The sequence below is a fragment of the Brevundimonas sp. genome (assembly GCF_030682035.1).
Lineage (GTDB): Bacteria > Pseudomonadota > Alphaproteobacteria > Caulobacterales > Caulobacteraceae > Brevundimonas.
The window spans coordinates 53,163-74,056 of the sequence record NZ_JAUXQZ010000025.1; the positions used below are offsets into that span (position 1 = coordinate 53,163).

The 20,894-nt window shown below is 66.6% G+C and carries 24 protein-coding genes; 13 read left to right on the forward strand and 11 right to left on the reverse strand.

Annotation, left to right across the window (positions count from 1 at the left end):
• The first annotated feature begins 6 nt into the window (after window positions 1-6).
• Genes Q8K49_RS14825 through pgsA form a run of 3 tightly spaced genes read left to right on the forward strand, consistent with a single transcriptional unit; the run spans window position 7 to window position 1,363 of the window.
• A complete protein-coding gene (locus Q8K49_RS14825) occupies window positions 7-252 on the forward strand; it encodes a type II toxin-antitoxin system Phd/YefM family antitoxin (protein WP_370867734.1) in 246 nt (81 codons plus the stop codon).
• A complete protein-coding gene (locus Q8K49_RS05575) occupies window positions 252-731 on the forward strand; it encodes a PIN domain-containing protein (protein WP_305304680.1) in 480 nt (159 codons plus the stop codon). Before Q8K49_RS14825 ends, Q8K49_RS05575 begins: the two co-directional genes overlap by 1 nt.
• Window positions 728-1,363 (forward strand): CDP-diacylglycerol--glycerol-3-phosphate 3-phosphatidyltransferase, encoded by a 636-nt coding sequence (pgsA, locus tag Q8K49_RS05580; protein WP_305304682.1) that lies wholly within the window; start codon window positions 728-730, stop codon window positions 1,361-1,363. Before Q8K49_RS05575 ends, pgsA begins: the two co-directional genes overlap by 4 nt.
• A 73-nt stretch (window positions 1,364-1,436) precedes the next feature.
• Here the strand turns inward: pgsA and Q8K49_RS05585 are convergent, their stop codons facing one another.
• Window positions 1,437-3,515, reverse strand: a complete 2,079-nt coding sequence (locus tag Q8K49_RS05585) for a S46 family peptidase (protein WP_305304683.1) — start codon at window positions 3,513-3,515, stop codon at window positions 1,437-1,439.
• Window positions 3,516-3,708: 193 nt separating this feature from the next.
• Window positions 3,709-5,778 carry a S46 family peptidase gene (locus Q8K49_RS05590; RefSeq protein ID WP_305304685.1) on the reverse strand — a complete coding sequence of 690 codons (2,070 nt, stop codon included), beginning with the start codon at window positions 5,776-5,778 and terminating at the stop codon, window positions 3,709-3,711.
• Window positions 5,779-5,972: 194 nt separating this feature from the next.
• On the opposite strand from Q8K49_RS05590, the gene Q8K49_RS05595 reads away from it, so the two are divergent.
• The 3 genes from Q8K49_RS05595 to Q8K49_RS05605 are packed head-to-tail and all read left to right on the forward strand — an operon-like array spanning window position 5,973 to window position 8,931.
• The gene (locus Q8K49_RS05595; RefSeq protein ID WP_305304686.1) at window positions 5,973-7,145 is read left to right on the forward strand and encodes an ABC transporter permease; all 1,173 of its coding nucleotides are present in this window, start codon (window positions 5,973-5,975) and stop codon (window positions 7,143-7,145) included.
• Entirely contained in the window at window positions 7,142-7,894 is a 753-nt protein-coding gene (locus Q8K49_RS05600; protein ID WP_305304687.1) for an ABC transporter ATP-binding protein, read from the forward strand. The genes Q8K49_RS05595 and Q8K49_RS05600 overlap by 4 nt, the downstream gene beginning before the upstream one ends.
• A 20-nt stretch (window positions 7,895-7,914) precedes the next feature.
• The gene (locus Q8K49_RS05605) at window positions 7,915-8,931 is read left to right on the forward strand and encodes an HlyD family secretion protein (protein WP_305304688.1); all 1,017 of its coding nucleotides are present in this window, start codon (window positions 7,915-7,917) and stop codon (window positions 8,929-8,931) included.
• A gap of 60 nt (window positions 8,932-8,991) precedes the next feature.
• Here Q8K49_RS05605 and Q8K49_RS05610 read toward each other — a convergent pair whose 3' ends face one another.
• The 3 genes from Q8K49_RS05610 to Q8K49_RS05620 form a co-directional block, all read right to left on the reverse strand.
• A complete protein-coding gene (locus Q8K49_RS05610; protein ID WP_305304690.1) occupies window positions 8,992-9,789 on the reverse strand; it encodes a crotonase/enoyl-CoA hydratase family protein in 798 nt (265 codons plus the stop codon).
• Window positions 9,790-9,840: 51 nt separating this feature from the next.
• The gene (locus Q8K49_RS05615; protein ID WP_305304691.1) at window positions 9,841-10,170 is read right to left on the reverse strand and encodes a hypothetical protein; all 330 of its coding nucleotides are present in this window, start codon (window positions 10,168-10,170) and stop codon (window positions 9,841-9,843) included.
• Between the two features lie 130 nt (window positions 10,171-10,300).
• Entirely contained in the window at window positions 10,301-10,456 is a 156-nt protein-coding gene (locus Q8K49_RS05620; protein WP_292029036.1) for a hypothetical protein, read from the reverse strand.
• Window positions 10,457-10,609: 153 nt separating this feature from the next.
• Here Q8K49_RS05620 and Q8K49_RS05625 point away from each other — a divergent pair, with 153 nt between their 5' ends.
• Together Q8K49_RS05625 and Q8K49_RS05630 are read left to right on the forward strand one after the other, a co-directional pair.
• Entirely contained in the window at window positions 10,610-10,828 is a 219-nt protein-coding gene (locus Q8K49_RS05625; protein ID WP_305304694.1) for a DUF1289 domain-containing protein, read from the forward strand.
• A 181-nt stretch (window positions 10,829-11,009) separates the two neighbouring features.
• Window positions 11,010-11,519: a TIGR02281 family clan AA aspartic protease gene (locus Q8K49_RS05630; protein ID WP_305304696.1), complete on the forward strand. Its 510-nt coding sequence runs from the start codon at window positions 11,010-11,012 to the stop codon at window positions 11,517-11,519.
• A 109-nt stretch (window positions 11,520-11,628) separates the two neighbouring features.
• Here the strand turns inward: Q8K49_RS05630 and Q8K49_RS05635 are convergent, their stop codons facing one another.
• Window positions 11,629-11,835, reverse strand: a complete 207-nt coding sequence (locus Q8K49_RS05635; RefSeq protein ID WP_305304698.1) for a hypothetical protein — start codon at window positions 11,833-11,835, stop codon at window positions 11,629-11,631.
• Window positions 11,836-12,005: 170 nt separating this feature from the next.
• Here Q8K49_RS05635 and Q8K49_RS05640 point away from each other — a divergent pair, with 170 nt between their 5' ends.
• Both Q8K49_RS05640 and Q8K49_RS05645 read left to right on the forward strand, forming a co-directional pair.
• Entirely contained in the window at window positions 12,006-12,914 is a 909-nt protein-coding gene (locus Q8K49_RS05640) for a hypothetical protein (RefSeq protein WP_305304700.1), read from the forward strand.
• A gap of 207 nt (window positions 12,915-13,121) precedes the next feature.
• The gene (locus Q8K49_RS05645) at window positions 13,122-13,505 is read left to right on the forward strand and encodes a hypothetical protein (RefSeq protein WP_305304701.1); all 384 of its coding nucleotides are present in this window, start codon (window positions 13,122-13,124) and stop codon (window positions 13,503-13,505) included.
• On the opposite strand, the gene Q8K49_RS05650 is transcribed toward Q8K49_RS05645, so the two are convergent.
• Window positions 13,502-14,029, reverse strand: a complete 528-nt coding sequence (locus Q8K49_RS05650) for a methylated-DNA--[protein]-cysteine S-methyltransferase (RefSeq protein ID WP_305304702.1) — start codon at window positions 14,027-14,029, stop codon at window positions 13,502-13,504. The genes Q8K49_RS05645 and Q8K49_RS05650 overlap by 4 nt on opposite strands.
• A gap of 127 nt (window positions 14,030-14,156) precedes the next feature.
• Between Q8K49_RS05650 and Q8K49_RS05655 the strand changes: the two genes are divergently transcribed.
• The 3 genes from Q8K49_RS05655 to Q8K49_RS05665 all read left to right on the forward strand — a co-directional run bounded on the left by Q8K49_RS05655 (window position 14,157) and on the right by Q8K49_RS05665 (window position 17,872).
• The gene (locus tag Q8K49_RS05655) at window positions 14,157-14,354 is read left to right on the forward strand and encodes a hypothetical protein (protein WP_305304703.1); all 198 of its coding nucleotides are present in this window, start codon (window positions 14,157-14,159) and stop codon (window positions 14,352-14,354) included.
• Between the two features lie 42 nt (window positions 14,355-14,396).
• Window positions 14,397-16,757, forward strand: a complete 2,361-nt coding sequence (gene uvrB / locus Q8K49_RS05660) for an excinuclease ABC subunit UvrB (RefSeq protein ID WP_305304704.1) — start codon at window positions 14,397-14,399, stop codon at window positions 16,755-16,757.
• Between the two features lie 593 nt (window positions 16,758-17,350).
• The gene (locus tag Q8K49_RS05665; RefSeq protein ID WP_305304706.1) at window positions 17,351-17,872 is read left to right on the forward strand and encodes a hypothetical protein; all 522 of its coding nucleotides are present in this window, start codon (window positions 17,351-17,353) and stop codon (window positions 17,870-17,872) included.
• A gap of 23 nt (window positions 17,873-17,895) precedes the next feature.
• Here Q8K49_RS05665 and Q8K49_RS05670 read toward each other — a convergent pair whose 3' ends face one another.
• From Q8K49_RS05670 to Q8K49_RS05685, 4 genes are all read right to left on the reverse strand, one after another.
• Window positions 17,896-18,363, reverse strand: a complete 468-nt coding sequence (locus tag Q8K49_RS05670; protein ID WP_305304708.1) for a hypothetical protein — start codon at window positions 18,361-18,363, stop codon at window positions 17,896-17,898.
• 111 nt (window positions 18,364-18,474) lie between these two features.
• Window positions 18,475-19,287: a hypothetical protein gene (locus Q8K49_RS05675; protein WP_305304709.1), complete on the reverse strand. Its 813-nt coding sequence runs from the start codon at window positions 19,285-19,287 to the stop codon at window positions 18,475-18,477.
• A gap of 49 nt (window positions 19,288-19,336) precedes the next feature.
• Complete coding sequence (locus tag Q8K49_RS05680) at window positions 19,337-19,993, reverse strand: MT-A70 family methyltransferase (protein WP_305304711.1); 657 nt, start codon at window positions 19,991-19,993, stop codon at window positions 19,337-19,339.
• Window positions 19,990-20,688 (reverse strand): BglII/BstYI family type II restriction endonuclease, encoded by a 699-nt coding sequence (locus tag Q8K49_RS05685; protein WP_305304712.1) that lies wholly within the window; start codon window positions 20,686-20,688, stop codon window positions 19,990-19,992. The genes Q8K49_RS05680 and Q8K49_RS05685 overlap by 4 nt, the downstream gene beginning before the upstream one ends.
• Window positions 20,689-20,894 lie beyond the last annotated feature (206 nt).

Genomic DNA, 20,894 nt, shown 5'->3' on the forward strand with positions numbered 1-20,894 from the left:
GTCTGGATGGACCGGTTCATATCCGCAACGGACGCCAATCGGGACTTTTCCAACCTGTTGGGCAAGGTCGCCGCCGGCGAGTCCTTTGTGGTCACATCTCACGGCAGGCCCGTTGCCCGGTTCACGCCCGTGAGGAAGGATGTGGTGGATCAGGAGGTTGTGGCCGCCCGCCGCGCCCACATCGCCGCCCTGAGGGTCAGACCTCCGAATCAGCCTCGACCCAGACTGTCGCGCGACGAATTCTACGACTGATGCGGTGTGCGCTGGACACCAATATTCTTGTGTACGCCGAGGGGGTGAACGGTCCGGATCGGCAGACTGCGGCGGCGAACCTGCTTGAACGCCTGGCTTGTGCCGACCTTATCCTGGCCACCCAGACCTTGGGCGAACTCTTCAGCGTTCTCAGGCGCAAGGGCGGATACAGCGGCGCAGAGGCCGTTGATCTGCTCGGACCCTGGCGGACCGGCTATCGCGTCGTCCCGACCTCGACGGCGCTGTTTGATCGGGCCGTGCGAAACGCGGCGTCCAGCGAGCTGCAAATCTGGGATTGCATCATCCTGGAAGCCGCCGCCGATGCGGGTTGCAGCCTCCTGCTTTCCGAAGACATGCAGGACGGCTTCGTCTACCGCGGGGTGACCGTCGCCAATCCGTTTGCGGAACGGCTTCACCCGCTGTTGGCTTCATTGCTCGACACCCTGTCTCAAGACCCCCCGGCCGGAGCGCCCACTTGACCCCCAATCCCCACGCCAACCCCATCCCCAACATCCTGACCGGCCTGCGGCTGGTTGCGGGGGTGATCATGTTCCTGATCCTGGCGGGGGCGGCGCCCCAGGGCATTCCGTTCCTGTCCGAATATCTGAGCCCCGACGACCAGTTTCGCTTCGGCCGGACGGCCTTCGTGATCTTCATGGTTGCGGCGTCGACCGACTGGGTCGATGGCTTTCTGGCCCGGCGCTGGCACGCCACGACCCGCTGGGGCGCCATCCTCGACCCCATTGCCGACAAGGTGCTGATCACCGGCGCCATCCTCGGCGTTCTGGCCTGGGGCGCCCTGCCGCAGATCGCCATCCCCTGCGGCCTGATCCTGTTCCGCGAGTTCGCCGTCTCGGCCCTGCGCGAGACCGTCGCCGGCAAGGTCAAACTGCCCGTCACCCTTCTGGCCAAGTGGAAGACGCTGCTGCAGATGGTGGCTCTGGGCGCGCTGCAACTGGTTTTGCTTTGGGACGGCTTCGGCCTGCCGCTGGAATGGCAGCCGCATTTCCAGACCTTCGCCTATGTCCTGATCTGGATCGCCGCCATCGTCACCCTGTGGACCGGCTGGCAGTATTTCGCCAAGGCCCAGCAGAAGATGAGCCAACTGTAGGGGAGTGGGGTGTGGGGTGTAGGGTCCAGGGGTGTCGACATTCCCCACACCTCATACCCCACACCCTGAGACATCAACGGACGCCCAGCTCCGCCACCAACCCGTCCATCCCGTAAACATCCCGCAGGGCCGTGGTCACCGCGCCGGTGGTCACGATCACCGAGCGGTTGACGTTGACGTCATAGCCATAGGCGTTGCGCTGGGTCAGGACGGTGGAGTCGAAATTGGCCCCCAGCATCTCGCCCGCGGCGTTGACCACCGGACTGCCTGACGAGCCGCCGATGGTGTCGGACGAAACCGCCATGTTCAGCACCGTGTCGCCGTCGATCCGCTCGCGCGCCGCCAGCAGCCTGGGCGCCACGTCGAACGGAGCCGAACCCGTCGCCCGGTCCCACAGGCCATCGAAGGTGGTGAAGGGGCCCCAGCGCTGACCCGGTACGTTCGTGCCCTCGATCCGGCCATAGGTCAGCCGCAGGGTGCCCGTCGCGTCCGGATAGACGGCGTCGCCATAGGCGGCGAAGCGGGCGGCGGCGAGCTGTTCCGAGGCTCGCGCGGTGGGCGCATCGACCCGCGTCTCCCAGTCGGAGCGCACCGCCCGCGTCTCATCCTGGATCGACAGCAGATACTGGATCATCGGGTCGTCCGAGGCCTCGATCGCCGCCAGCCCGCCCTCCCAGAGAGCCCGCCGCACGGCCGGGTCGGCCAGGGTCGTGCCCTCGACTAGCCGCGCCGAAAGCTGCTCCGGCGACTCCTGGCCCAGCAGGCCGCGGACGCGCGGATCATCGACCGTCAGCCATTCGCGGGTCTTGGACAGCCACCACTCCATGCGGACCTGCTCCAGGCCCGGATAGACCGGCCGCTCGGCGAACAGGCCGGACTGTACGGCGGCCAGCCGGCTGTCGGCGAATTCCGGCAGGCGTTCGGCGGACGGCTTGGCCCGCTCCTGCGCCCCGCGCACCAGCGTCCGCGCCCAGAGGAACAGCTGCGAGCCGCCCGCCACGGGCGTCGTCCCCATGCCGGTTCCGCCTTCCAGCAGGGCCATGGCGGGATAGAGTTCACGCGCGATGGGCTGCACGCCGGAGAGCACCGTCCATGGATCAGAGCCCGCCGCCGCGTCTGGGGCCTGTGCGCGCCGGCGGAAATCCGCCTCGCTCTCGGCCCGCGCGGCCATGAAGGCCGGATCGACAAGGGCCCGCATCCGGCCCAGGCCGCGCTTGTAGGTGTTCTCCAGACCGACGATCGGGTCCATGGCGATGAAGGCGTTCTCCTCGCTCTCCTCCGAGAACCGGATCAGCCGCCCGCGCAGTTCCGAGGCCAGCAGCTGGTCCATCGGCAGGACCACGTCGCGGATGGTGAACAGCTGGTCCTGGGTCAGCAGCCGCTGGGTTGCGCCGGGGCTGCCCGAAACGAACACCGGCGTACCCTCGACCGGCCGGGCGGCGTTCCACACGAAATGGGTCGGCGTCGCGGCCGGGGCGTCGTTCTCATACAGGCGGATGAAGGCCGCATCGATGGCGAAGCGGGGAAAGCTGAAATTATCCAGATCGCCGCCGAAGGTCGCCGCCCGGTCCTCGGGCGCGAAGGCCAGCCGGACGTCGGAGTATTTCTTGTAGGTATAGAGCTTGAACTGGCCGCCGCGATACAGGCTGACCACCTGACAGCGCTTGCCGGCGTCGCCGCCGCAGGCCTCCTGCTCAATCCGGCCCGCCTCTGCGTCGCGCGCCCGTGTGAAGGCCTGGCCTTCCAGCCCCGCGCCCGCCGCATGCATCCGCTCCGTGATGTCCGTGATGTCGGTCAGGATTTCCGCCGTGCCGCCCGGACATTTGACCTCTTCCTCGCGGCTGCGCGGGGTGAAGCCGGTCTCGGCGTAGTTCACGGCTTGCGTCGACAGATTGGCCACGCAGGTGGCGACGCAGTGGTTGTTGGTCATCACCAGCCCCTCGGCCGAGACGATCCCCGCCGAACAGCCGCCGAACTTGACCGAACTCAACCGCACCCGGTCGAGCCAGGCCTGGTCGATGCTGGTCCCCAGCGTCGCGTTGGCTCGCGCGATGGGGAAGTTGTCGAAGGTCCACATGCCTTCTTCGGCCTGCGCCGCGCTGCCTGCGGCGAGGGTGAGAAGGGCGGCGGCCAGGGCGGGGGTGAGGCGCATGTTCTTGTCTCCTCCCCATCGCCCGCGATGGGGAGGGGGACCACGAAGTGGTGGAGGGGCTGACGCCGTGCGCGGACCCCTCCGGTTGGTTCAGGATTTCACGCTAGCCCACGAAGCGCGGATGGGGAACCAGCCCCTCCACCGCTTCGCGGTCCCCCTCCCCATTGGCTTCGCCAACAGGGAGGAGACAGCTTTACCGAACCCCCAGCTCTTCCAGCAGGCGCGGGCTCGGATAGATGTTGCGGAACGCTTCCGTGATCGCCGCCGTCGAGACCGACACCGTCCGGTTCAGTTCGCCGTCATAGCCATAGGCGCCGCCCAGCGAGTGGATGTTGCCATCGAAGGCCGCGCCGATGACTTCCCCGGCGGCGTTGATCACGGGCGAGCCCGAGTTGCCGCCGATGATGTCGTTGGTCGAGGAGAAGTCATAGACCGTCTCCTTGTTGACCCGGCTTTCGTTGTCGATGAAGGCCTGGGCCGCGTTGAACGGCTCCGCCCCGGTGGCCCGCTCGTACAGGCCGCCCATATAGGTGAAGGCCGGCACGGTCACGCCGCGGTAGGTCCAGCCCTCGACCTGGCCGTACGACAGACGCAGACTGAAGGTGGCGTCCGGATATTGGTTGGTCCCATAGACCGCGAACCGGGCCTTGGCGACCGACTCGGCCGCGCGGGCGGTCGGGGCGTTGACCTCGGCGTTCCACCGCGCGCCGATCGCAGAGGCGGCGGCGTCATTGGCGATGATGAAGGCCAGCAGCGGATCGGCTGCGGCCATCTGTTCCGTGGTCATCGCGGCGGCCTGGGCGCGGAAGGCGGCGTCGCCCATCCGGGTGTTCGAGATCAGCCGTTCGGCCAGGGCCTCGGGGCTCTCGCGGCCCAGCATCGCCTTCACTTCCGGATTATCGACCGTCAGATATTCGCGAGTCTTGGACAGCCAATAGCGCAAACGAATCTCTTCCATCTCGGTCGAGATCGGCGTCTCGGCGCCCACCGCGGCGACCAGACGCGCGCGCTGCGCTTCGGTCATGGCCGTGTTCTTAGACGCCCGCACGATGGCGCGGGCCATCTGGTAGAGGGTCGAGCCGCCGCCGGCGGCCTGATCCAGCTGACGGACCGGCAGATACAGTTCGCGGGCCGTCGCCTGGACGCGCTCGAGGTCGCCCCACGGATCCCCGATCTGCTGCACCAGGTTCGGGTCGGCGGCGACGCGGGCGCGCAGCTCGGTTTCGGCCTCGCGCCGGGCGCCGAGGAACTCAGGGTCCAGCAGCGCCTGATGCTGGCCGTACTGGGCCTTGAAGCTGTTCTCCAGGCCAAAGATCGGATCGAACGAGACGCGCTTGGCCTCGTCCCCGGTCAGCGAATACTCCAGCAGGCGTCCGCGCAGTTCCGAGCTCTGGATCAGGGTCAGCGGCAGCTGCTGGTCACGCAGCCGCTCCAGCTGGCTCATGGTCAGCAGGCGGGAGGTCGAGCCGGGGTTGCCGGCCACGAACACCGGGTCGCCCTCGGCCGGAGCGTTCGGATTCCAGCGCAGGAAGCCGGGGCTCTCGACCGGACGGCCGTCCTCATAGGCGCGCAGGAAGCCGGCATCGAGGGCGTAGCGCGGGAAGTTGAAATTGTCGGGGTCGCCACCGAAGAAGGCCGCCTGGTTCTCGGGCGCGAACACCAGCCGGACGTCATCGTACTTGCGGAACTTGTACAGGGCGTAGCGACCGCCGCGGTAGAAGCTGATCACCTGGCAGTTGAACTTGGGATCGCCGGCGCAGGCCTCGGTCTGGATCGTATTGGTCTCGGCGGTGCGGGCGGCGTTGAAGGCCGCGCCTTCCAGGCCGACGCCGGCCCCCAGCACCCGGTCGGTCACGTCGACGATGTCCACCAGCACCTCGGCGGTCTGGCCGGGGCAACGCTTCTCTTCCTCGCGGTTGGCGGTCAGGAAGCCGTTCTTGACATAGTCCTGCTCGGGCGACGACAGCTCCTGGGCGCAGCCGACGACGCAGTGCCAGTTGGTCAGGATCAGACCCTGGTCGGACACGAACGAGGCCGAACAGCCCTGGAGGCGTACGGCGGCGTTGCGGACCCGGTCCAGCCACGCCTGGTCGATGTGGGTGCCGTATTTGTCGTTGACCATCTGGATCGGGAAATTGTCGAACGTCCACATGCCTTCATCGGCGCGGGCCGGAGTGGGCGTCGCCATCATGGCCATGATCCCGGCGACGGCGGCGAGCGAGGCGGTCGCCGACACGGCGGCGCGGAGTGAACGAAGCGGCATTCTGCGAAATCTCCCAAGGTGTCGGCGGATGTCGCCGATCGTTGCAACCTGCATAGACCCGATGAACGGTTTCCGTCCATCGCCGCGGGCGGGGCTTACAAATCCGTAACGGTGATCGCCTTACCCCGATTTAACTTGGCCCCGCTCCCTTGCATCGTCAGATAGCGGTCAACGTCAGGGGTCTTTCCGTTTCCATGTCGCTTGCACTGTCTACCCTTCTCTATGAGTGGCGGCGCTACATGGCCGCCGTCATGGCGCTTGCCCTGTCCGGCCTGCTGGTGCTCGCCATGACCGGCGTCTTCATCGGCATCGGCAAGGGTTTCACCGCCACCATCGAGCGGTCCAGCGCCGACATCATCATCATGCAGCCGGGCGCGACCAGCCTGATGGGCGGCCCCTCAGGCGTGCCCCGCCGCTTCATCCCGCTGGCCTACCGCAATCCCCAGGTGATCGAGGTCCAGCCGCTCGACGGAGCCGGGGGCTCCTTCCAGAGCGTCAAGAACGTTGACGCGACCATGTCCCAGGCCGACCGCGCCCGTCAGGGGGCCCCGAAGCAGGAATTCGTGCAGGCCAGCATCATCGACACCACCCCCGGCGCGGTCACCATCCCCACCGACTATTCCCCGGAACTGGTCGATGCGCTGCGCCAGCCCTACACGGTGGCGATCGACGAAACGGCATTGACCAAGCTGGGCGTCAAGCTCGGCGACAAGGCCCTCTACAACGGCCAGACCGTGACCGTGGTTGGCGTCACCCGCGGCTATCCCAACATGATGGGCGCCACCATTGTGATGTCGCGCGACACGCTGCGGATGCTGGGCCAGGCTGACACCGGTCCTCGCGTCGGCCCCTTGATGATCAAGCTGCGCGACCCGGCCCAGGCAGAGCGCGTCGCCGCCCAGCTGAACACGCTGGGCGACGGCCAGTGGAAGGCATGGACCCGTCAGGAACTGGCCGACGCCAACGCCGGCGCCATGTTCGAGGAAGGCATCCTCGTCATCATCATCGGCGGCTGCGTGGTGCTGGGCACCATCATCGGCGTGGCGATCACCTGGCAGACCCTGCGCGGCGCCATCATGGCCAATATCAAGGAGTTCGCCTCGCTGCGCGCCCTGGGCGTCGGCATGGGGTCGCTGAACCTCATTGTCATGGAACTCAGCTTCTGGGTCGGCCTCGTCGGCGTCGTCGCCGCCATCGGCTTGACCCTGCTGGTGCAGATGTTGGCCGCGGCCAATGCCGTCATCATCGCCCTGCCGCTCGTCCTGCTTATCATCGTCGGCGGCGGACTAATCGTTATCTCAATCCTGTCCGGTGCGCTGTCCCTCGGCATCCTCAAGAACAGCCAACCGGCGGATCTGCTGCGATGAGCCCGACCCGCACCCACGGCAAACACGGCGACTTCGCCATCGAGGCCAGGGGCCTGGTGAAACGCTTCAAGTCCGGCAAATCCTTCGTGGAGGTGCTGAAGGGCGTGGATTTCGACGCCCGCCACGGCGACCTGACCATGGTCATGGGCCCGTCGGGCTCGGGCAAATCCACCCTGATCGCCGCCTTGTCAGGCCTGCTGCGGCCGGAGGAAGGCCGGGTTGACACCCTCGACATCGACGATCTGTGGAAACTGTCGGCCGGCAAGATCGACAAATTCCGTCTCGACCACTGCGGCTTCATCTTCCAGGGCTTCAACCTCTTCCCCGCCCTGTCCGCACTGCAACAGGTCGAGGTGGTGTTGAAATTCCAGGGCCTGTCCAAGGACGACGCCCGGCGTCAGGCGAAGGCGACGCTGGAGGAGGTCGGCCTCGGCCCGCGTCTGCATCAGCGGCCCTCGGCCCTTTCCGGCGGCGAGAAGCAGCGCGTCGCCATCGCCCGCTGTCTGGCCAAGAACCCCCAGATCCTGTTCGCCGACGAACCGACTTCGGCCCTCGACGGCGAGAACGGCCAGATCGTCATCCGGCTGCTGCGCCGCGCCGCCACGGAACACGGCGCCGCGGTCATCTGCGTGACCCACGATCCTCGTCTCGAGGACTGGGCCGACCGCGTCATCAAGATCGAAGACGGTGTGATCATCGACGATCAACGCCGCACCCCCAATCCCGACGCCACCCTGGCCTCGCACTGAGCCGCCTTAGGACCTCCGCCATGCCCGCCTTCCTGAAGAACAAATGGCTCTGGATCGGCGTGGTGCTGATCGTCCTCATCGTCGTCGGCTTCATGTTCATGCAGAACGCGGGCAAGGCGAAGAAGGTCGAGGAAGAGAAGGAAGCGGCCACCCGGGTCGAGAGCCCCTATGCGGCCATCGCCAACGGCAAGGTCGATGTCGAGGGCGGCATCATCCAGATCGCGGCCCGCCGTGGCGGCGTCGTGCGCGAAGTGCTGGTGCAGGAAGGCGACCGCGTCGTCGCCGGCCAGATCCTCGCCCGTCAGGAAGACGACGAGCCTCGTCTGGCCCTGCAGAGCGCCAACGCCGACGTCGCCCAGGCCGAAAGCCAGCTGCGGTCGCTTCAGGTTGACATCCGCACCGCCCAGCGCGAGCACGACCGTCTCGCCCGTCTGGTCGACTCCAACTTCGTCGCCGCCTCGCGCATGGATCAGGCCCGTGACGCCATCGCCACGGCCCAGGCCCGGCTCGGCTCGCAGCAGGCGGCGGTCCAGACGGCCCGCGCCCGCCGCGACCAGGCCGCCTACAACGTCGAGCTGACGGTGATCCGCGCGCCCCAGTCGGGCCGCATCGTGCGCCGCTACGCCAACCCCGGCGCCGGAGCCTCGACCCTGAACGTGTCCAACATGTTCGATCTCGAGCCCGACGCCCCGCGCATCGCCCGGGCCGAGATTGTCGAGAGCGACATTCCCAACATCACCCCCGGCCAGGCCGTCGAAATCACCCCCGAGGGCGACCCGTCCAAGGTCTATGTCGGCGCCGTCCTGCGCCGCGCCGCTGTCTTCGGCGCCCGCAAGCTGGCCTCGGACGATCCGTCGCAGCGCTCGGACGAGCGCGTGGTCGAGGTGGTCGTCACCGCCGGCGACGCCCCGCTGCTGATCGGCCAGCGGGTGCTGGTCAAATTCATGAAGCCCGGCGAGACCCCCGGCGCCCCGCGCGCGGCCGCCGCCGGCGTTCCGGCCGATCGCTCGATGCAGGCCCCGGCGCAGGCCGGTTGAGGCAGTAGGCAGTAGCGAAACCAGCAAGCGGTATCTTCCTACTGCCTACTGCCTACCGCCTCACTTCCCCTCAAACACCGCCCCCCGCTTCTCCACCGCCGCTGTCACCCCCTCCAGATGGTCGTCCGTCAGGTGCGCCAGCGCCTGCATGGACGCCGTCATCTCCAGGATCTGGTCGAAGGTCGCGTCGCGGCCCTGGCGCAGCAGGGCCTTGGTCATGCGCAGGGCCGTGGGCGCCTGGGCAGCCACCTCGCCCGCAACGACCATGGCCTCGTCCATCAGCTTTTCGGGCGCGACCACCCGGCTGACCAGCCCCCATTCCATCGCCGTCCGGGCGTCCAGCGTCCGGGCGGTGAACAGCATCTCGGCCGCCCGCGCATAGCCGATATTGCGCGGCATCAGCCAGGCCCCGCCGTCGCCCGGCAATATGCCCAGCTTCAGGAACGGCACGCCGAATGTCGCCGTCTCCGAGGCGATGCGAATGTCGGCCAGCCCGGCGATGTCGCAGCCCAGCCCCATGGCCGGGCCGTTCACCGCCGCGATCAGCGGAACCTCCAGCCCGTACAGCGAGCGCACGATCCGGTGCACGACGCGGCGATAGCGTTCGCGGATCTCCGCCCCCGATCCGGCGAACATGTCGCGCCGGTCCTTCATCGCCTTCAGGTCGCCGCCCGCCGAGAACGCCCGCCCGGCCCCGGTCAGCACCACGCAACGGACGCTCTGGTCCGCGTTCACCGCCTCGCAGGCCGCGGCGAAGGCCTCGCCGTCCTCCGGATCGGGCAGGGCGTTCAGCCGGTCGGGCCGGTCCAGGGTCCAGAGTTCGATATGGTCGCGGCGGTCTCGGCGGATCAGGGTCATCCGGCCGATGTGCCGCAGGCGGGGTCTCGCCGCAATGTCAGGCCAGGAACGTCACGTCCGCGACGGCTTGCCCGACAGCGACCACCAGGCCAGCATGCCGGCGGTCTCCGCAACGTCCTCGCATGGAGGCTCGATCGCCGCCTCGGCCGCGGCGAGGTGGGCGAAGCTGCGCACCACTGCGGCGCATGGCGGCGCGACCCAGTCCTCGTCGATGAAACAGGCCGGTTCTGCAGCGGGCGTCTCGTCACGCGCTACAGGCGGGGCGGTCGTCGGTCGCGCCGCCGCGGCCAGTGAAAAATCCACCCCGCGGTCCTCGGACCAGCCGGTGCGCCACGGCCGCATGAGCGTCGTGGCGACGAGCGTCGCCTTCAGCCTGAACATGGTCCCCACCCCCCGAGTGATTACTCTGGCACAGGTTGAGCGATCACGCGAATGACGAACCCTGACGGGTGAATTGCAAAGCCCCGCACCTTGCGGACCGGGGCTGGGTCATCTGAGCAGCGGCGCGAACCTAGTCGCGCTTGCGAAGCTTGATGGGCACGAAGTTCGACGGGTGGCTGACCACGCGGTCGCCGGCCCCGTAGCCGTTCTTCGTATTCACCAGCATCCCGCCCCAGAGGGCGAAGGACATCATGGCGTGCTGCAGGTTGCGGTCTCTGTCTTTCATCCTGCGTCTCCTTTCGAGTGATCGATGAAAAGAGACACGTCGTGCTTTTCGGGAATCTCACCGTCATAGTCGTTTCGCGTCACGGTCAAGGTAACCGCGACGCGCAGAAAATGCAACAGGTTTTACTCCGCTACCGGATCATATTTCGCGCTCATGTCATCGACCGCCTCTCCCCCGTCCGGCCCGCCGCGCAGCATCGCCACCCCCTGCGTCAAGGTCTGCGTCGTCGACGGCGCCTCCAGCCTCTGCCTCGGCTGCTGGCGCACCCTGTCCGAGATCGGCGGCTGGAGCGGGTTCACCGACACGGAACGGGCGCGGATCATGGCGGCGCTGCCCGCGCGCGAAGCGCGCGCGGGAGGGCGTGAGGATTAGGGTGTGGGGTGCGGGGTGAGGCGAGGGCCGCGCGGACGATGCCGTACTTGGTTCACACCCTACACCCCACTCCCCACGCCCGCCCTTAACCCCCCGCAAACCATCCCCTTTCACCCCATCCCAACCGCCGTGTGCGACAGGGGAGGGGCCGCAGAAGCGGCGCGTTCACGGCGAGCTGCGTATGCGTTTCGACCTTTCCTCTCTCGGCGTCATGGCCCTTGCGGTCGCGTCCGCCCTCTCCACCGCCTGGTGGCTGAACCACGCCGACGCGGGGGGCCAGGCGCATGCCGCTACGCCCGCGGCCATCCATGCGCCCGCCACCGGCGGACCTGCACAGGTTCTGAAGGCCGCCGACGGCCACTACTGGGCCGAGGCCCTGATCGACGGCAAGGCCGTGCGGGTCATGGTCGATACCGGCGCCAGCGTCGTGGTCCTGACTCCCGAGGACGCCGCCCGTCTGGGCCTGCGGCTCAAGTCCGGCGACTTCTCCGCCACCGTCATCACCGCCTCCGGCCCAGTCAGCGCCGCCCCGGTCGCCCTCCAGACCGTCGCCGTCGCCGGCGCCCGCGTCGAACATGTCGAGGCCCTGGTCGTCGAGCGCGGCCTGCCGCACAGCCTGCTCGGCATGAGCTACCTCGGCCGCCTGTCGTCGTTCAGCGCCACGCCCGTGGGGCTGACGCTGCGGCCTTAAGGTCGGGGGTGGGGTATGGGGTATGGGGTGTGGGGGATGGCTATCAGGAATTAGTCCGCGCTTTGACCCCTGACACCTCCCCAACACCCCATACCCCACACCCCATACCCTACAGCGCCTTCACCACCACGGCCCCCGCCGTCACCAGCAGCCACACCGCGAACGCCCGTCTCAGCACGGCCCGGTCCGGCGAATGCGCCAGCTTCGCCCCCCAGGGCGCGACCGCCGGGGTCAGCACCGCCATCACCACCGCCCCGGGCACATTGACATATCCCGTCGATAGCGGCGGTCGCCCGCCCGCGTCCCGGCCCAACACCACAAACCCCCGCGTCGCCCTCAGTGCCGTAACCCCTCACCCTCCCCCCGCTTCGCGGGCGGGTCCCTCCCTCTCCCGGCAGCAGAGGGACCAAGCTGACCGCAACCTTTCCCCGCCGACACCCGTTCTTCCCGGTGAACAGGGCAACTCCCACCCGGAAAGAATTCCCCATGACCAGAATCAAGACTCTCACGGCTGTCGCCGCCGCCACCCTGACCCTCGCCGCCGCCGGCGTGGCCTCGGCCCAGACGCCTTACGGCCAGAGCCCCTACGGCCAGAGCCCCTACGGCCAAGTCCCCTACGGCCAGCAGCCTTCAGCGGGCGGGCAGGTGCTGGAGGCGATCCTCGGCACATTGTTCGGGAACGGGGGCCAGACCACGCTGGACAGCGAATGGGGCCGCGGCCGCCGGCCGCTGTTCAATCAGCGCGCAGCCTTTGAGTCCCAGCTCGACGCCCGGGTCCGTGACGGATCCCTGCCCTATTCCCACGCGACCCAGCTGCGCGCGGACTTCGGCGACCTGGTCGGGCTGGAAACCCGCTACGCCGCCGACGGCCGGTTCACCACGACCGAGCGGAGCGATCTGACTGAGCGCTATCGCAACCTGACCCGGCATCTTGAGACCGACTCGGACGGCTACGGCGACAACGACGGATATGACGGCGACCATGGCCGTTGGGATCGTCTGGCGGACCAGGGCGCGGCCTTCGACGCCCGTGTGGCCGCCAGCCTGCGAGCGCGCACCATCAGCCGCACGGAATCCAGCCGGCTGCGCGCCGACTTCCAGGCCCTCGTCCGGCTCGAAGCCCAGTATGAGCGCGACGGCCTCAGCCAACGCGAACGCGAGGACCTTGAGGCGCGCTACGCCGATCTGAACCGCCGCGTCGGCGACAACTACATGCCGGGTAACAGCGGCGGCGGCTATGGCGATCCGCACGCGATGCAGATCGAGGCCCGCATCGCCGCCGGTCTGCGTGACGGCTCAATCAGCCGCAACGACGCCGCCCGCTACCGCGACGAGCTCAGCGAGCTGAGCCGCCGCTGGGCCGACCTCGAGGCCCGGGTCTCCGTGCGCCGCTAACCGGGAACCCCTCTCCCATCGGGAGAGGGGCAGGGGTGAGGGGGTACGGTGTTCGACACGTTCGACGCCGCTACCCCTCACCCTTCCGCGCTCAAGCCGTCTCCCGTGGGAGAGGGTGCGCCACCCACACCCTGACTGCGACACCGCCGACCGGCCGGCGTCAGATGATCCGTGATACCCGGACTGGTGCTGTCAGGGGACCGGTCCATGGTTCAAATACTCGTCGCCTTCGCCGTCGGATTGCTGATCCTGACCGCGGCTATCCACTCCCTGCTGGGCGAGAAGCGCCTGATCACGCCGCTGATGCGGGAGCGGACAGGGGTGCTCGCCTCCGCGCAAGGTCGCTTTCTGCTGCGTCTGACCTGGCATCTGGCCTCGGTCCTCTGGCTGGCTCTCGCGGTGATCCTGCTGGCGGCGGTCTGGCGGCCCGAGACCGTGGTGCGCGTCGCCCTCGCCGCCACCGGCGGACTCTTTCTGATCAGCGGGCTGGTCGATGCCGTCGCGACCCGGTTCCGCCACATCGGCTGGCCCTTCCTGACCGCCATCGGCGTGCTCACCCTGACGGCGCTGGCGATGCTGCCTGCCGGCTAGATCAGCAGCGCCCCCTCGTGCCGGAGCAGCCAGCCCTTGCGCTCCAGCCCGCCGCCGAAGCCGGTCAGCGAACCGTCCGCCCCGATCACCCGATGGCAGGCCAGCACCAGCGGGATGGGATTGCGGTTCAGCGCGGTCCCGGCCGCCTGCGCCGCGCCGGGCTCTCCGGCCCGCTTCGCCATTTCGCCATAGCTGAGCGTGACCCCCGCCGGCACGACGGCCAACGCCCGCCAAACCCGCGCCTGAAAGCCGTCGCCGGCCGCCGCGCCGTCCAGCGACCATGTCACCCGCGTCAACGCCTCGCGGTCGCCGTCGAAATAGGCGGCGATGTCGCGTGCCGCCCTGGACGGCGCGACGCCGTCGCTCAGGCCCGCGCCCGGATACTCCCGCCGCATCGCCCCGATCAGCCCGTCCCCGAACGACAGCCCCCGCACCACGCCCGCGGGGTCGCACGCCAGCGCCAGCGGGCCGATCGGGCTCTCCAGCCAGGACAGGGTGAGGCGGTCGGGCGGGGCGGAGATCATCGCCTCAGTCTGTCGCGCTTGCCTCGTCGCGTCTCGCGGTTTTCGGACCGGAACAGGCGCGGCGCCGCAGCGTTATGGTGAAGCTAAGACCGGCATCCCGCCGCGTCGCGCATCAGGACACAGCCCCATGGCCCTTCGTCGCGCCGGCCTTCCCCTCACCGCCCCGTCCGTGCCCCTCTTCGCCATCGCCGTAGTGCTGGCGATCCTGGCCATGCTGGTCCAGTACGGCGACGTCGCCATCCCGGTGATCAGCGCGCACGCCTTCAACACCCTGGCCGTCGCCTTCGCGGTCCTGACCGCCGGGGTCCTGCTCCGCGGCGCCTGACCGCCCCTAGCCGCGCCGGGCCGCCGTCCCTAAGTTCCGTTCATGGCTCGTTCTCCTGCATCGCACGGCAAGTCCGCCAAGCCCATCCACGTCCCCGGCCAGTCGGCGGAGATGTCCGCCGGTCTGTCCGAGGCGCGCGCGCCCTTCATCTTCGACCCGGCGACGGCGAAGAACCGCATGCCGATGTTCGCTCCCGTCACCGGCCCGCGCCTGACGCCGGAGGAGGCCCCCGGCAAGCCCGCCGACTGGGTCCCGCACCGCCCTGACCGCCCCGACGGGCGCAAGCACATCCCCTTCCGGCTGCAGACTGAATACACCCCAGCCGGCGACCAGCCCTCGGCCATCGCCGAGCTCGTCGCCACCGCCAGGACCGGCGAGCGCGACCAGGTCCTGCTCGGCGTCACCGGCTCGGGCAAGACCTTCACCATGGCCAAGGTCATCGAGGCCACCCAGCGCCCGGCCCTGATCCTCGCCCCCAACAAGACCCTCGCCGCCCAGCTCTATTCCGAGTTCAAAAGCTTCTTCCCCGACAACGCCGTCGAGTATTTCGTCTCGTACTACGACTACTATCAACCCGAAGCTTATGTTCCGAAATCAGATACTTACATCGAGAAGGACAGCTCCATAAACGAGCAGATCGACCGCATGCGCCACTCGGCGACGCGGGCGATCCTCGAGCGGGACGACGTCATCGTGGTCGCCTCGGTCAGCTGCATCTACGGCATCGGCTCGGTCGAGACCTACACCGCCATGACCTTCACCCTGAAGGTCGGCGACCAGATCGACGAGTCCAAGCTCCGCGCCGACCTGATCGCGCTGCAGTACAAGCGCAACGACCTGAATTTCGACCGCGGCATGTTCCGCAAGCGCGGCGACACCCTCGAAATCTTCCCGGTCCACATGGAGGACCGCGCCTGGCGCATCCAGCTGTTCGGGGACGAGCTCGAATCCATCCAGGAGTTCGACCCCCTGACCGGCAAGAAGACCAACGACCTCACCGAGATCACCGTCTACGCCGCCAGCCACTACGTCACCCCGCGTCCCTCGCTCAACCAGGCCATAACCGGCATCAAGGCCGAGCTGAAGGAGACGCTCGACTGGATGGTCGAGAACGGCAAACTGCTGGAGGCCCAGCGCCTCGAGCAACGCGTGCGCTTCGATCTGGAGATGATGGAGGCCACCGGCTCCTGCGCCGGCATCGAGAACTACAGCCGCTGGCTGACCGGCCGCAGCCCCGGCGAGCCGCCGCCCACCTTCTTCGAATACATCCCCGACAACGCCCTGCTGTTCGTCGACGAGAGCCACGTCACCGTCGGCCAGATCAGCGGCATGTACCGCGGCGACTACCGCCGCAAATCCACCCTCGCCGAATACGGCTTCCGCCTGCCCAGCTGCATCGACAACCGCCCGCTGAAGTTCGACGAATGGGACGCCATGCGGCCCCAGACCCTGTTCGTCACCGCCACCCCCGGCGACTGGGAGATGGAGCGCACCGGCGGCGTCTTCACCGAACAGGTCATCCGCCCCACCGGCCTGATCGACCCCCCGGTCGAGATCCGCCCGGTCAGCGGCACGACCCGCAACCAGGTCGACGACGTCATCGATGAGGTGAAATCCGTCGCCCGCGCCGGCTATCGCTCCCTGGTCACCGTCCTGACCAAGAAGATGGCCGAGGACCTGACGGAATACATGCACGAACAGGGCGTCCGCGTCCGCTACATGCACTCCGACGTCGACACCATGGAGCGGATCGAGATCCTGCGGGATCTGCGCGTCGGCAGTTTCGACGTCCTGATCGGCATCAACCTGCTGCGCGAGGGCCTCGACATCCCCGAGTGCGGCCTGGTCGCCATCCTGGACGCCGACAAGGAGGGCTTCCTGCGCTCCGAGACCTCCCTGATCCAGACCATCGGCCGCGCCGCCCGCAACGTCGACGGCCGCGTCATCCTCTACGCCGACCGCATGACCGGCTCGATGGAACGCGCCATCGCCGAGACCAACCGCCGCCGCGAAAAGCAGCAAGCCTATAACGAAGAGCACGGCATCACGCCCGAGAGCGTCAAGCGCGACATCCGCGAGATCATGGCCAGCCCCTATGAGAGCCGCGCCCTCGACAAGCTGACCGCCCCGGGGATGAAGGAGGAGTCCAGACCCTTCACCGGCTCCAACTTCCAGGCCGCCCTCAAGGACATCGAAAGCCGCATGCGCAACGCCGCCGCCAACCTCGAGTTCGAGGAGGCCGCCCGCCTGCGCGACGAGATCAAACGCATGAAGCTGATGGACCTGGAGTTCGCCAACGAGGTGCTGACGGCGGAGGGCGAGACGGTCGACAAGGCGGCGCCGAAGCGCTGGCGGGCGGATGCGGCGGCGGAGAAGGCGGAGGCGTTCCGGAAGGGGCGGTAGGGCGGGCGGCGGGGTCGGCACTGCCGGAGGCAGGGTCGTCGTCAATTCAATCGGATAAAGCTGGTGGATCTGGAGTTCGCGAAGGATATGCTGGGCGCTGACTGAGTTTCGCCCCGAGGCTGGGTTTCAAAGCCTTATTGGGCGGGCGGCTACGGAGTGGTGAATCCTCGTCATTAGCGCGAACGACAGTCACTTTCACGCGCCGGGGCGCAAGCGGTATTCGGACGCAGAAGTTCGCCGACAATACCCAAGGGTGCGCGCGGCCTCACAATGCCAGTTATGGCCCTCCGGCGACTATAGGGTAGGGACTCTTCCAGCGCCCGTCCGGCCCCGATACGAGCGGCCGCATCTGCTCCTGGCGGTCGCTGCCTGGGCGTGACGGTTTGGGGGGTGCTGCCAGCCACCCGAGTGTCATTGGTGGTAGGGGGATTGACCTGCGCTGAAGCTTGAGTACCGATCACAACTGAAGTGAGCGTCGCCACGATGATGAGGTGGAGCTTTGACATGCCGGTTCTCCCTGTTGGATTAGAGCTAAGCAGCGCCAAACGTGATGAACGGGGTATGAACATAACCGCTGTCCGCTTGGGTTCGATATGAATATCTCTCGCTGCTTGTTTGCTGGCTTGCTGACGTGGCTGTCGAGTTGCGCTCCCTCGATCGACGCGATGTCTCCTGCCGAACTGATGGCACTTGATGACAGGGCGCTTTGCTCGGCCGTCGCCTACGGCCGCGAGCGAGGGGTCGGATCAGAATTTGTCGAGATCGAGAGAGAGCGTCGCAATCTTAGTTGTCTTGCCGCGATTGAAGAAATCGTAGACGACTGTTCTCCGCTGGAGATCGCAGACAACAACCCCCAAACTCAATACTATCCCGGACCGAACGGGGAATACGCTTATACGGTTACGCTATCGATCACCAACAAGAAGTCAAAACCGATGGATTTCAGTATATTCTGGAAGGGTCGGCAGGTGGATTTCTACACTATCAGGCCAAACCAAACCCGAGATTATACATTCATTTCAGGACTTGGGTCGCACGACCAGATGGGGCGCCCCCTGCCCGACGTCGGGGCTTATCTGAGATTTTGCAGGGTCATGAGCGGATTTGGAGGCTAAGCAGACTGGGCAGGCTTTCAGGCCTACCAGCTGACTTCGCGTTGACCGTACCCCGGCTCTACAAGGCACTCTTGAAGATAGGCCCGGGTTCTCCTGAGTTGTCCATTCGAATCGACAGGAGATTCCAGGTACGCGGACACCTCGAACGACTGTTCTGAACTGGCTCCAATATGCTGGAGCAGAGTCAGGCTGCCGCGCCAGACAATCCTGAAACTGCGGGGAGCGGTGTCTGTATTGCGTATCTGGATGGAGGCAACATGCTGGTAGCCACGACCGTCGGCCGCCATCCGCAGGCTGGCCTGCGGGTCAGGATTCGCGATCACCAGCTTGCTGCAATCGCTGACCCGTTCGGCGATTTCTGCCTGGCAGGAGAGGGATCGTCGCTGGCGCTCAAGCTCGGCCAGTGGTGTCGAGCGCCGAGAAGCCATGCCTTGCGCGATTGCATAACAGAGTGACTCTGACGGAACGTTTTGCAATTCGGTCGAGTCCATCTCCCACACGCGGATCGGAGCATTGGCGCAACTACCGACCATCGAGGCTAGAACGACTACCAAGTACGGCAAAGGGCGCATTTTTAGTCCTTTAAGAATGGCGGCGTCACTTCAGCGCGGATGCTCCGTGGCGACCGTCGATACGTTTGGTCTACCGGCGAGTTCATCTGTCACCCGAGTCAAAACCCATGACTCTCCATGACCAGAAGGTATGGCTTGATTATATATTGTTCCAATTCCGCTCGTTGATGTCCTGCGGGATATGAAGACTTGGCGTCTTATCCGGACTCCGACCAATCCTGAATCCAATGGTTCAACGGTCGCCCGGTATCTGTCCATCCACATCGCATCCCGATTCTGGCTCTCCGCGAACTCTGTTTCAAATACACCGTTCTGCAGGTCGGAAATTTTCATGGGATGACCCAAGGACGCCATAGCTCCTTCGAGCGCGCGCGAGACCTCAGGCGAAGTCGCTTGGAACGTCCTGCAGAAACCGGGTGGCTCCTGGCCAAGCCGGTTGAGCCGGCGACCCTGAAACCTGTCATGAGTCTGGACTTGGCCTGAAGCGAGGTCTCCCGTTCGACCGATAACATTCCCGGCTACCGTGCCGTATGGCTCCGAGCGACCGGTGAACGCTGCGCCCGCTTCGGCGGCGACGATTCTGGGGACGTCAGTTACGGTCTGCTGACCGATCTCCTGGAGTATCGATCCGTAGGTCGTGAAGTAGCGGTCCTTTTCCAGTCGCGTAACCCGGACGTTCGGGGCGATGTTCTGGCAGTTGGCAAGGACCGGACCGCCCGTGGCGATCTCGGTATCAAGGAGCGTCGGCGCTCCAGGAGCGGCGCAGCTACTTGCGAGAACCGAGGCGGTCCCGGCCATCAAGGCAGCAAGCCCACTCGCGCGGGTCATTCTCGAGAGTTCCATTGGCCCCTCCCCCTCCGGAGGAGCCTATCACGCGGAGACCGGAGGTAAACTATTCCGCCGCCACTGACGAGTTGTACGAATACGTCTTCCACGTCGGCGCATAGGTCTCGTCCGCCTGATTGCCCCACACGGCCCAGCCCGGCCGCTCGCCGCGCGCGAACAGTTCCAGATAGGGCCCCGTGCTGCACGCCTCGACCAGTTCGTACTGCTCGTCGGGCTTGCGGCTGTGTTCGCGCTTGCGGGTCTGGATCATGTTGACCTGGCTGCGGCCGGGGGCCTCGGTGCGGGCGTTCCTGCCGCGCGTTCCGAACAGCAGGATCTCGGTGACATTGCGGAAATAGAAGCCCACGCCCCGACCGTCCGAGCCGCCGTCTTTCCTGATCTTGTGCCAGATCAGGTTGGATTTGTAGTTGAAACCCCAGGCCTTCATGACCTCCAGCCCCTCGGGCAGCAGGGCGTTCGGCACCCACATGTAGAGGTGCGCCGTATCCTGCGCGACCTCGGCCACCGGCAGGTCGCAGATCGCCTTCAGGTCCATGGTCGAATAGCGGTTCAGCCGCTTGTGCTCGGGCGCGATCTTGCCCGTGCGGTTCTGGAACTGCCACGGCGGGTCGGCGAGGATCGTGCGGAACCGTTCGCCGCCCGCGAAGGCCCGCAGGTTTTCCGCCGGATCGGGAAACGCGGCTATAGGGAGCATCGCGTTCATGCTGGTTTCTTCCTGCCGCCGGGACGGCTTTTCTTCGGTCGCGTGATCGTAAGGAAGCCTTCGCTCAGGGCGGGCGTGGCTACGTCATCAGCATACAGGGACGGCTTGATCCCGATCGCCAGGACGGGACATCCGCCTCCCGCGCCACCGTCCAAGCGGCGCTGCAGCTTTGAAAGGATGGTTGTCGAGGCGCCGTAGCTCGTTCCTCGTCCCAGCGACTTGAATATGGTCTGGAGTTCGTCGCAGCGAGTGACGATCACGCCGACATCGACCGCTTCAAGCTCGAACAGGCGCCGAAAATTGTTCAGGTCGCGATCATAGAACTCGGTCCGGGCATTCCACTCGACCTCAAGCGCGACCTTACCCTTGAAGCAATCAACCTCATGGGTCGGACTTTCCTTGGCGACCCCGTCCACAACTATGCTTGTGGCGAACTCTCGCGGCTTCCAGCCACGGGCCTGGAACCCGTAGTCATCCATGCGCAGGACCACTTTGCTTCGGTCGCCGAACTTCTCCGCATCGGGGTCCGTGCTCTTTTCGATATCCGAGCGAAACAGTCGGAAGTTCCTCAAGACGTGCAGAAGGTCGCCCCACTCCTCCGGATACGCGGCCGACAGAACGGCAATCGCGTTTCGCCACTCGTGAAACTCGTAGAGGTCGCGCAGGTCTTCCGGCACGAATCGCATGTTGGACATTCATCAAGGGTATCCCTTCCGCGTCCTAGATCTAGGACACGCTGCCGTTCACTATCTGTTCTCTCGGCACCCCTGCAACCACCCGCAAGTTGTGAACCTGGCGAGTACGACCGTTTTTGACGGGGACGGCAAAACCGTCCCTTCTCCCGGTGGGAGAAGGTGGGCGGCGAAGCCGCTCGGATGTGGGTCGGCTGGTTGGAGCGGCG

Excerpts from the sequence above, each read along its gene's own strand:
- Q8K49_RS14825 (WP_370867734.1), top strand. The coding sequence starts at position 7 with ATGGACCGGTTCATATCCGCAACGGACGCCAATCGGGACTTTTCCAAC.
- Q8K49_RS05585 (WP_305304683.1), bottom strand. The coding sequence starts at position 3,515 with ATGCGCCTCACCCCCGCCCTGGCCGCCGCCCTTCTCACCCTCGCCGCA.
- Q8K49_RS05600 (WP_305304687.1), top strand. The coding sequence starts at position 7,142 with ATGAGCCCGACCCGCACCCACGGCAAACACGGCGACTTCGCCATCGAG.
- Q8K49_RS05630 (WP_305304696.1), top strand. The coding sequence starts at position 11,010 with ATGCGTTTCGACCTTTCCTCTCTCGGCGTCATGGCCCTTGCGGTCGCG.
- uvrB (WP_305304704.1), top strand. The coding sequence starts at position 14,397 with ATGGCTCGTTCTCCTGCATCGCACGGCAAGTCCGCCAAGCCCATCCAC.
- Q8K49_RS05575 (WP_305304680.1), top strand. The coding sequence starts at position 252 with ATGCGGTGTGCGCTGGACACCAATATTCTTGTGTACGCCGAGGGGGTG.
- Q8K49_RS05640 (WP_305304700.1), top strand. The coding sequence starts at position 12,006 with ATGACCAGAATCAAGACTCTCACGGCTGTCGCCGCCGCCACCCTGACC.
- Q8K49_RS05620 (WP_292029036.1), bottom strand. The coding sequence starts at position 10,456 with ATGAAAGACAGAGACCGCAACCTGCAGCACGCCATGATGTCCTTCGCC.
- Q8K49_RS05680 (WP_305304711.1), bottom strand. The coding sequence starts at position 19,993 with ATGAACGCGATGCTCCCTATAGCCGCGTTTCCCGATCCGGCGGAAAAC.
- Q8K49_RS05645 (WP_305304701.1), top strand. The coding sequence starts at position 13,122 with ATGGTTCAAATACTCGTCGCCTTCGCCGTCGGATTGCTGATCCTGACC.
- Q8K49_RS05625 (WP_305304694.1), top strand. The coding sequence starts at position 10,610 with ATGTCATCGACCGCCTCTCCCCCGTCCGGCCCGCCGCGCAGCATCGCC.
- Q8K49_RS05595 (WP_305304686.1), top strand. The coding sequence starts at position 5,973 with ATGTCGCTTGCACTGTCTACCCTTCTCTATGAGTGGCGGCGCTACATG.
- Q8K49_RS05685 (WP_305304712.1), bottom strand. The coding sequence starts at position 20,688 with ATGTCCAACATGCGATTCGTGCCGGAAGACCTGCGCGACCTCTACGAG.
- Q8K49_RS05670 (WP_305304708.1), bottom strand. The coding sequence starts at position 18,363 with ATGGACTCGACCGAATTGCAAAACGTTCCGTCAGAGTCACTCTGTTAT.
- Q8K49_RS05655 (WP_305304703.1), top strand. The coding sequence starts at position 14,157 with ATGGCCCTTCGTCGCGCCGGCCTTCCCCTCACCGCCCCGTCCGTGCCC.
- Q8K49_RS05590 (WP_305304685.1), bottom strand. The coding sequence starts at position 5,778 with ATGCCGCTTCGTTCACTCCGCGCCGCCGTGTCGGCGACCGCCTCGCTC.
- Q8K49_RS05675 (WP_305304709.1), bottom strand. The coding sequence starts at position 19,287 with ATGGAACTCTCGAGAATGACCCGCGCGAGTGGGCTTGCTGCCTTGATG.
- Q8K49_RS05650 (WP_305304702.1), bottom strand. The coding sequence starts at position 14,029 with ATGATCTCCGCCCCGCCCGACCGCCTCACCCTGTCCTGGCTGGAGAGC.
- Q8K49_RS05615 (WP_305304691.1), bottom strand. The coding sequence starts at position 10,170 with ATGTTCAGGCTGAAGGCGACGCTCGTCGCCACGACGCTCATGCGGCCG.
- Q8K49_RS05665 (WP_305304706.1), top strand. The coding sequence starts at position 17,351 with ATGAATATCTCTCGCTGCTTGTTTGCTGGCTTGCTGACGTGGCTGTCG.
- Q8K49_RS05610 (WP_305304690.1), bottom strand. The coding sequence starts at position 9,789 with ATGACCCTGATCCGCCGAGACCGCCGCGACCATATCGAACTCTGGACC.
- Q8K49_RS05605 (WP_305304688.1), top strand. The coding sequence starts at position 7,915 with ATGCCCGCCTTCCTGAAGAACAAATGGCTCTGGATCGGCGTGGTGCTG.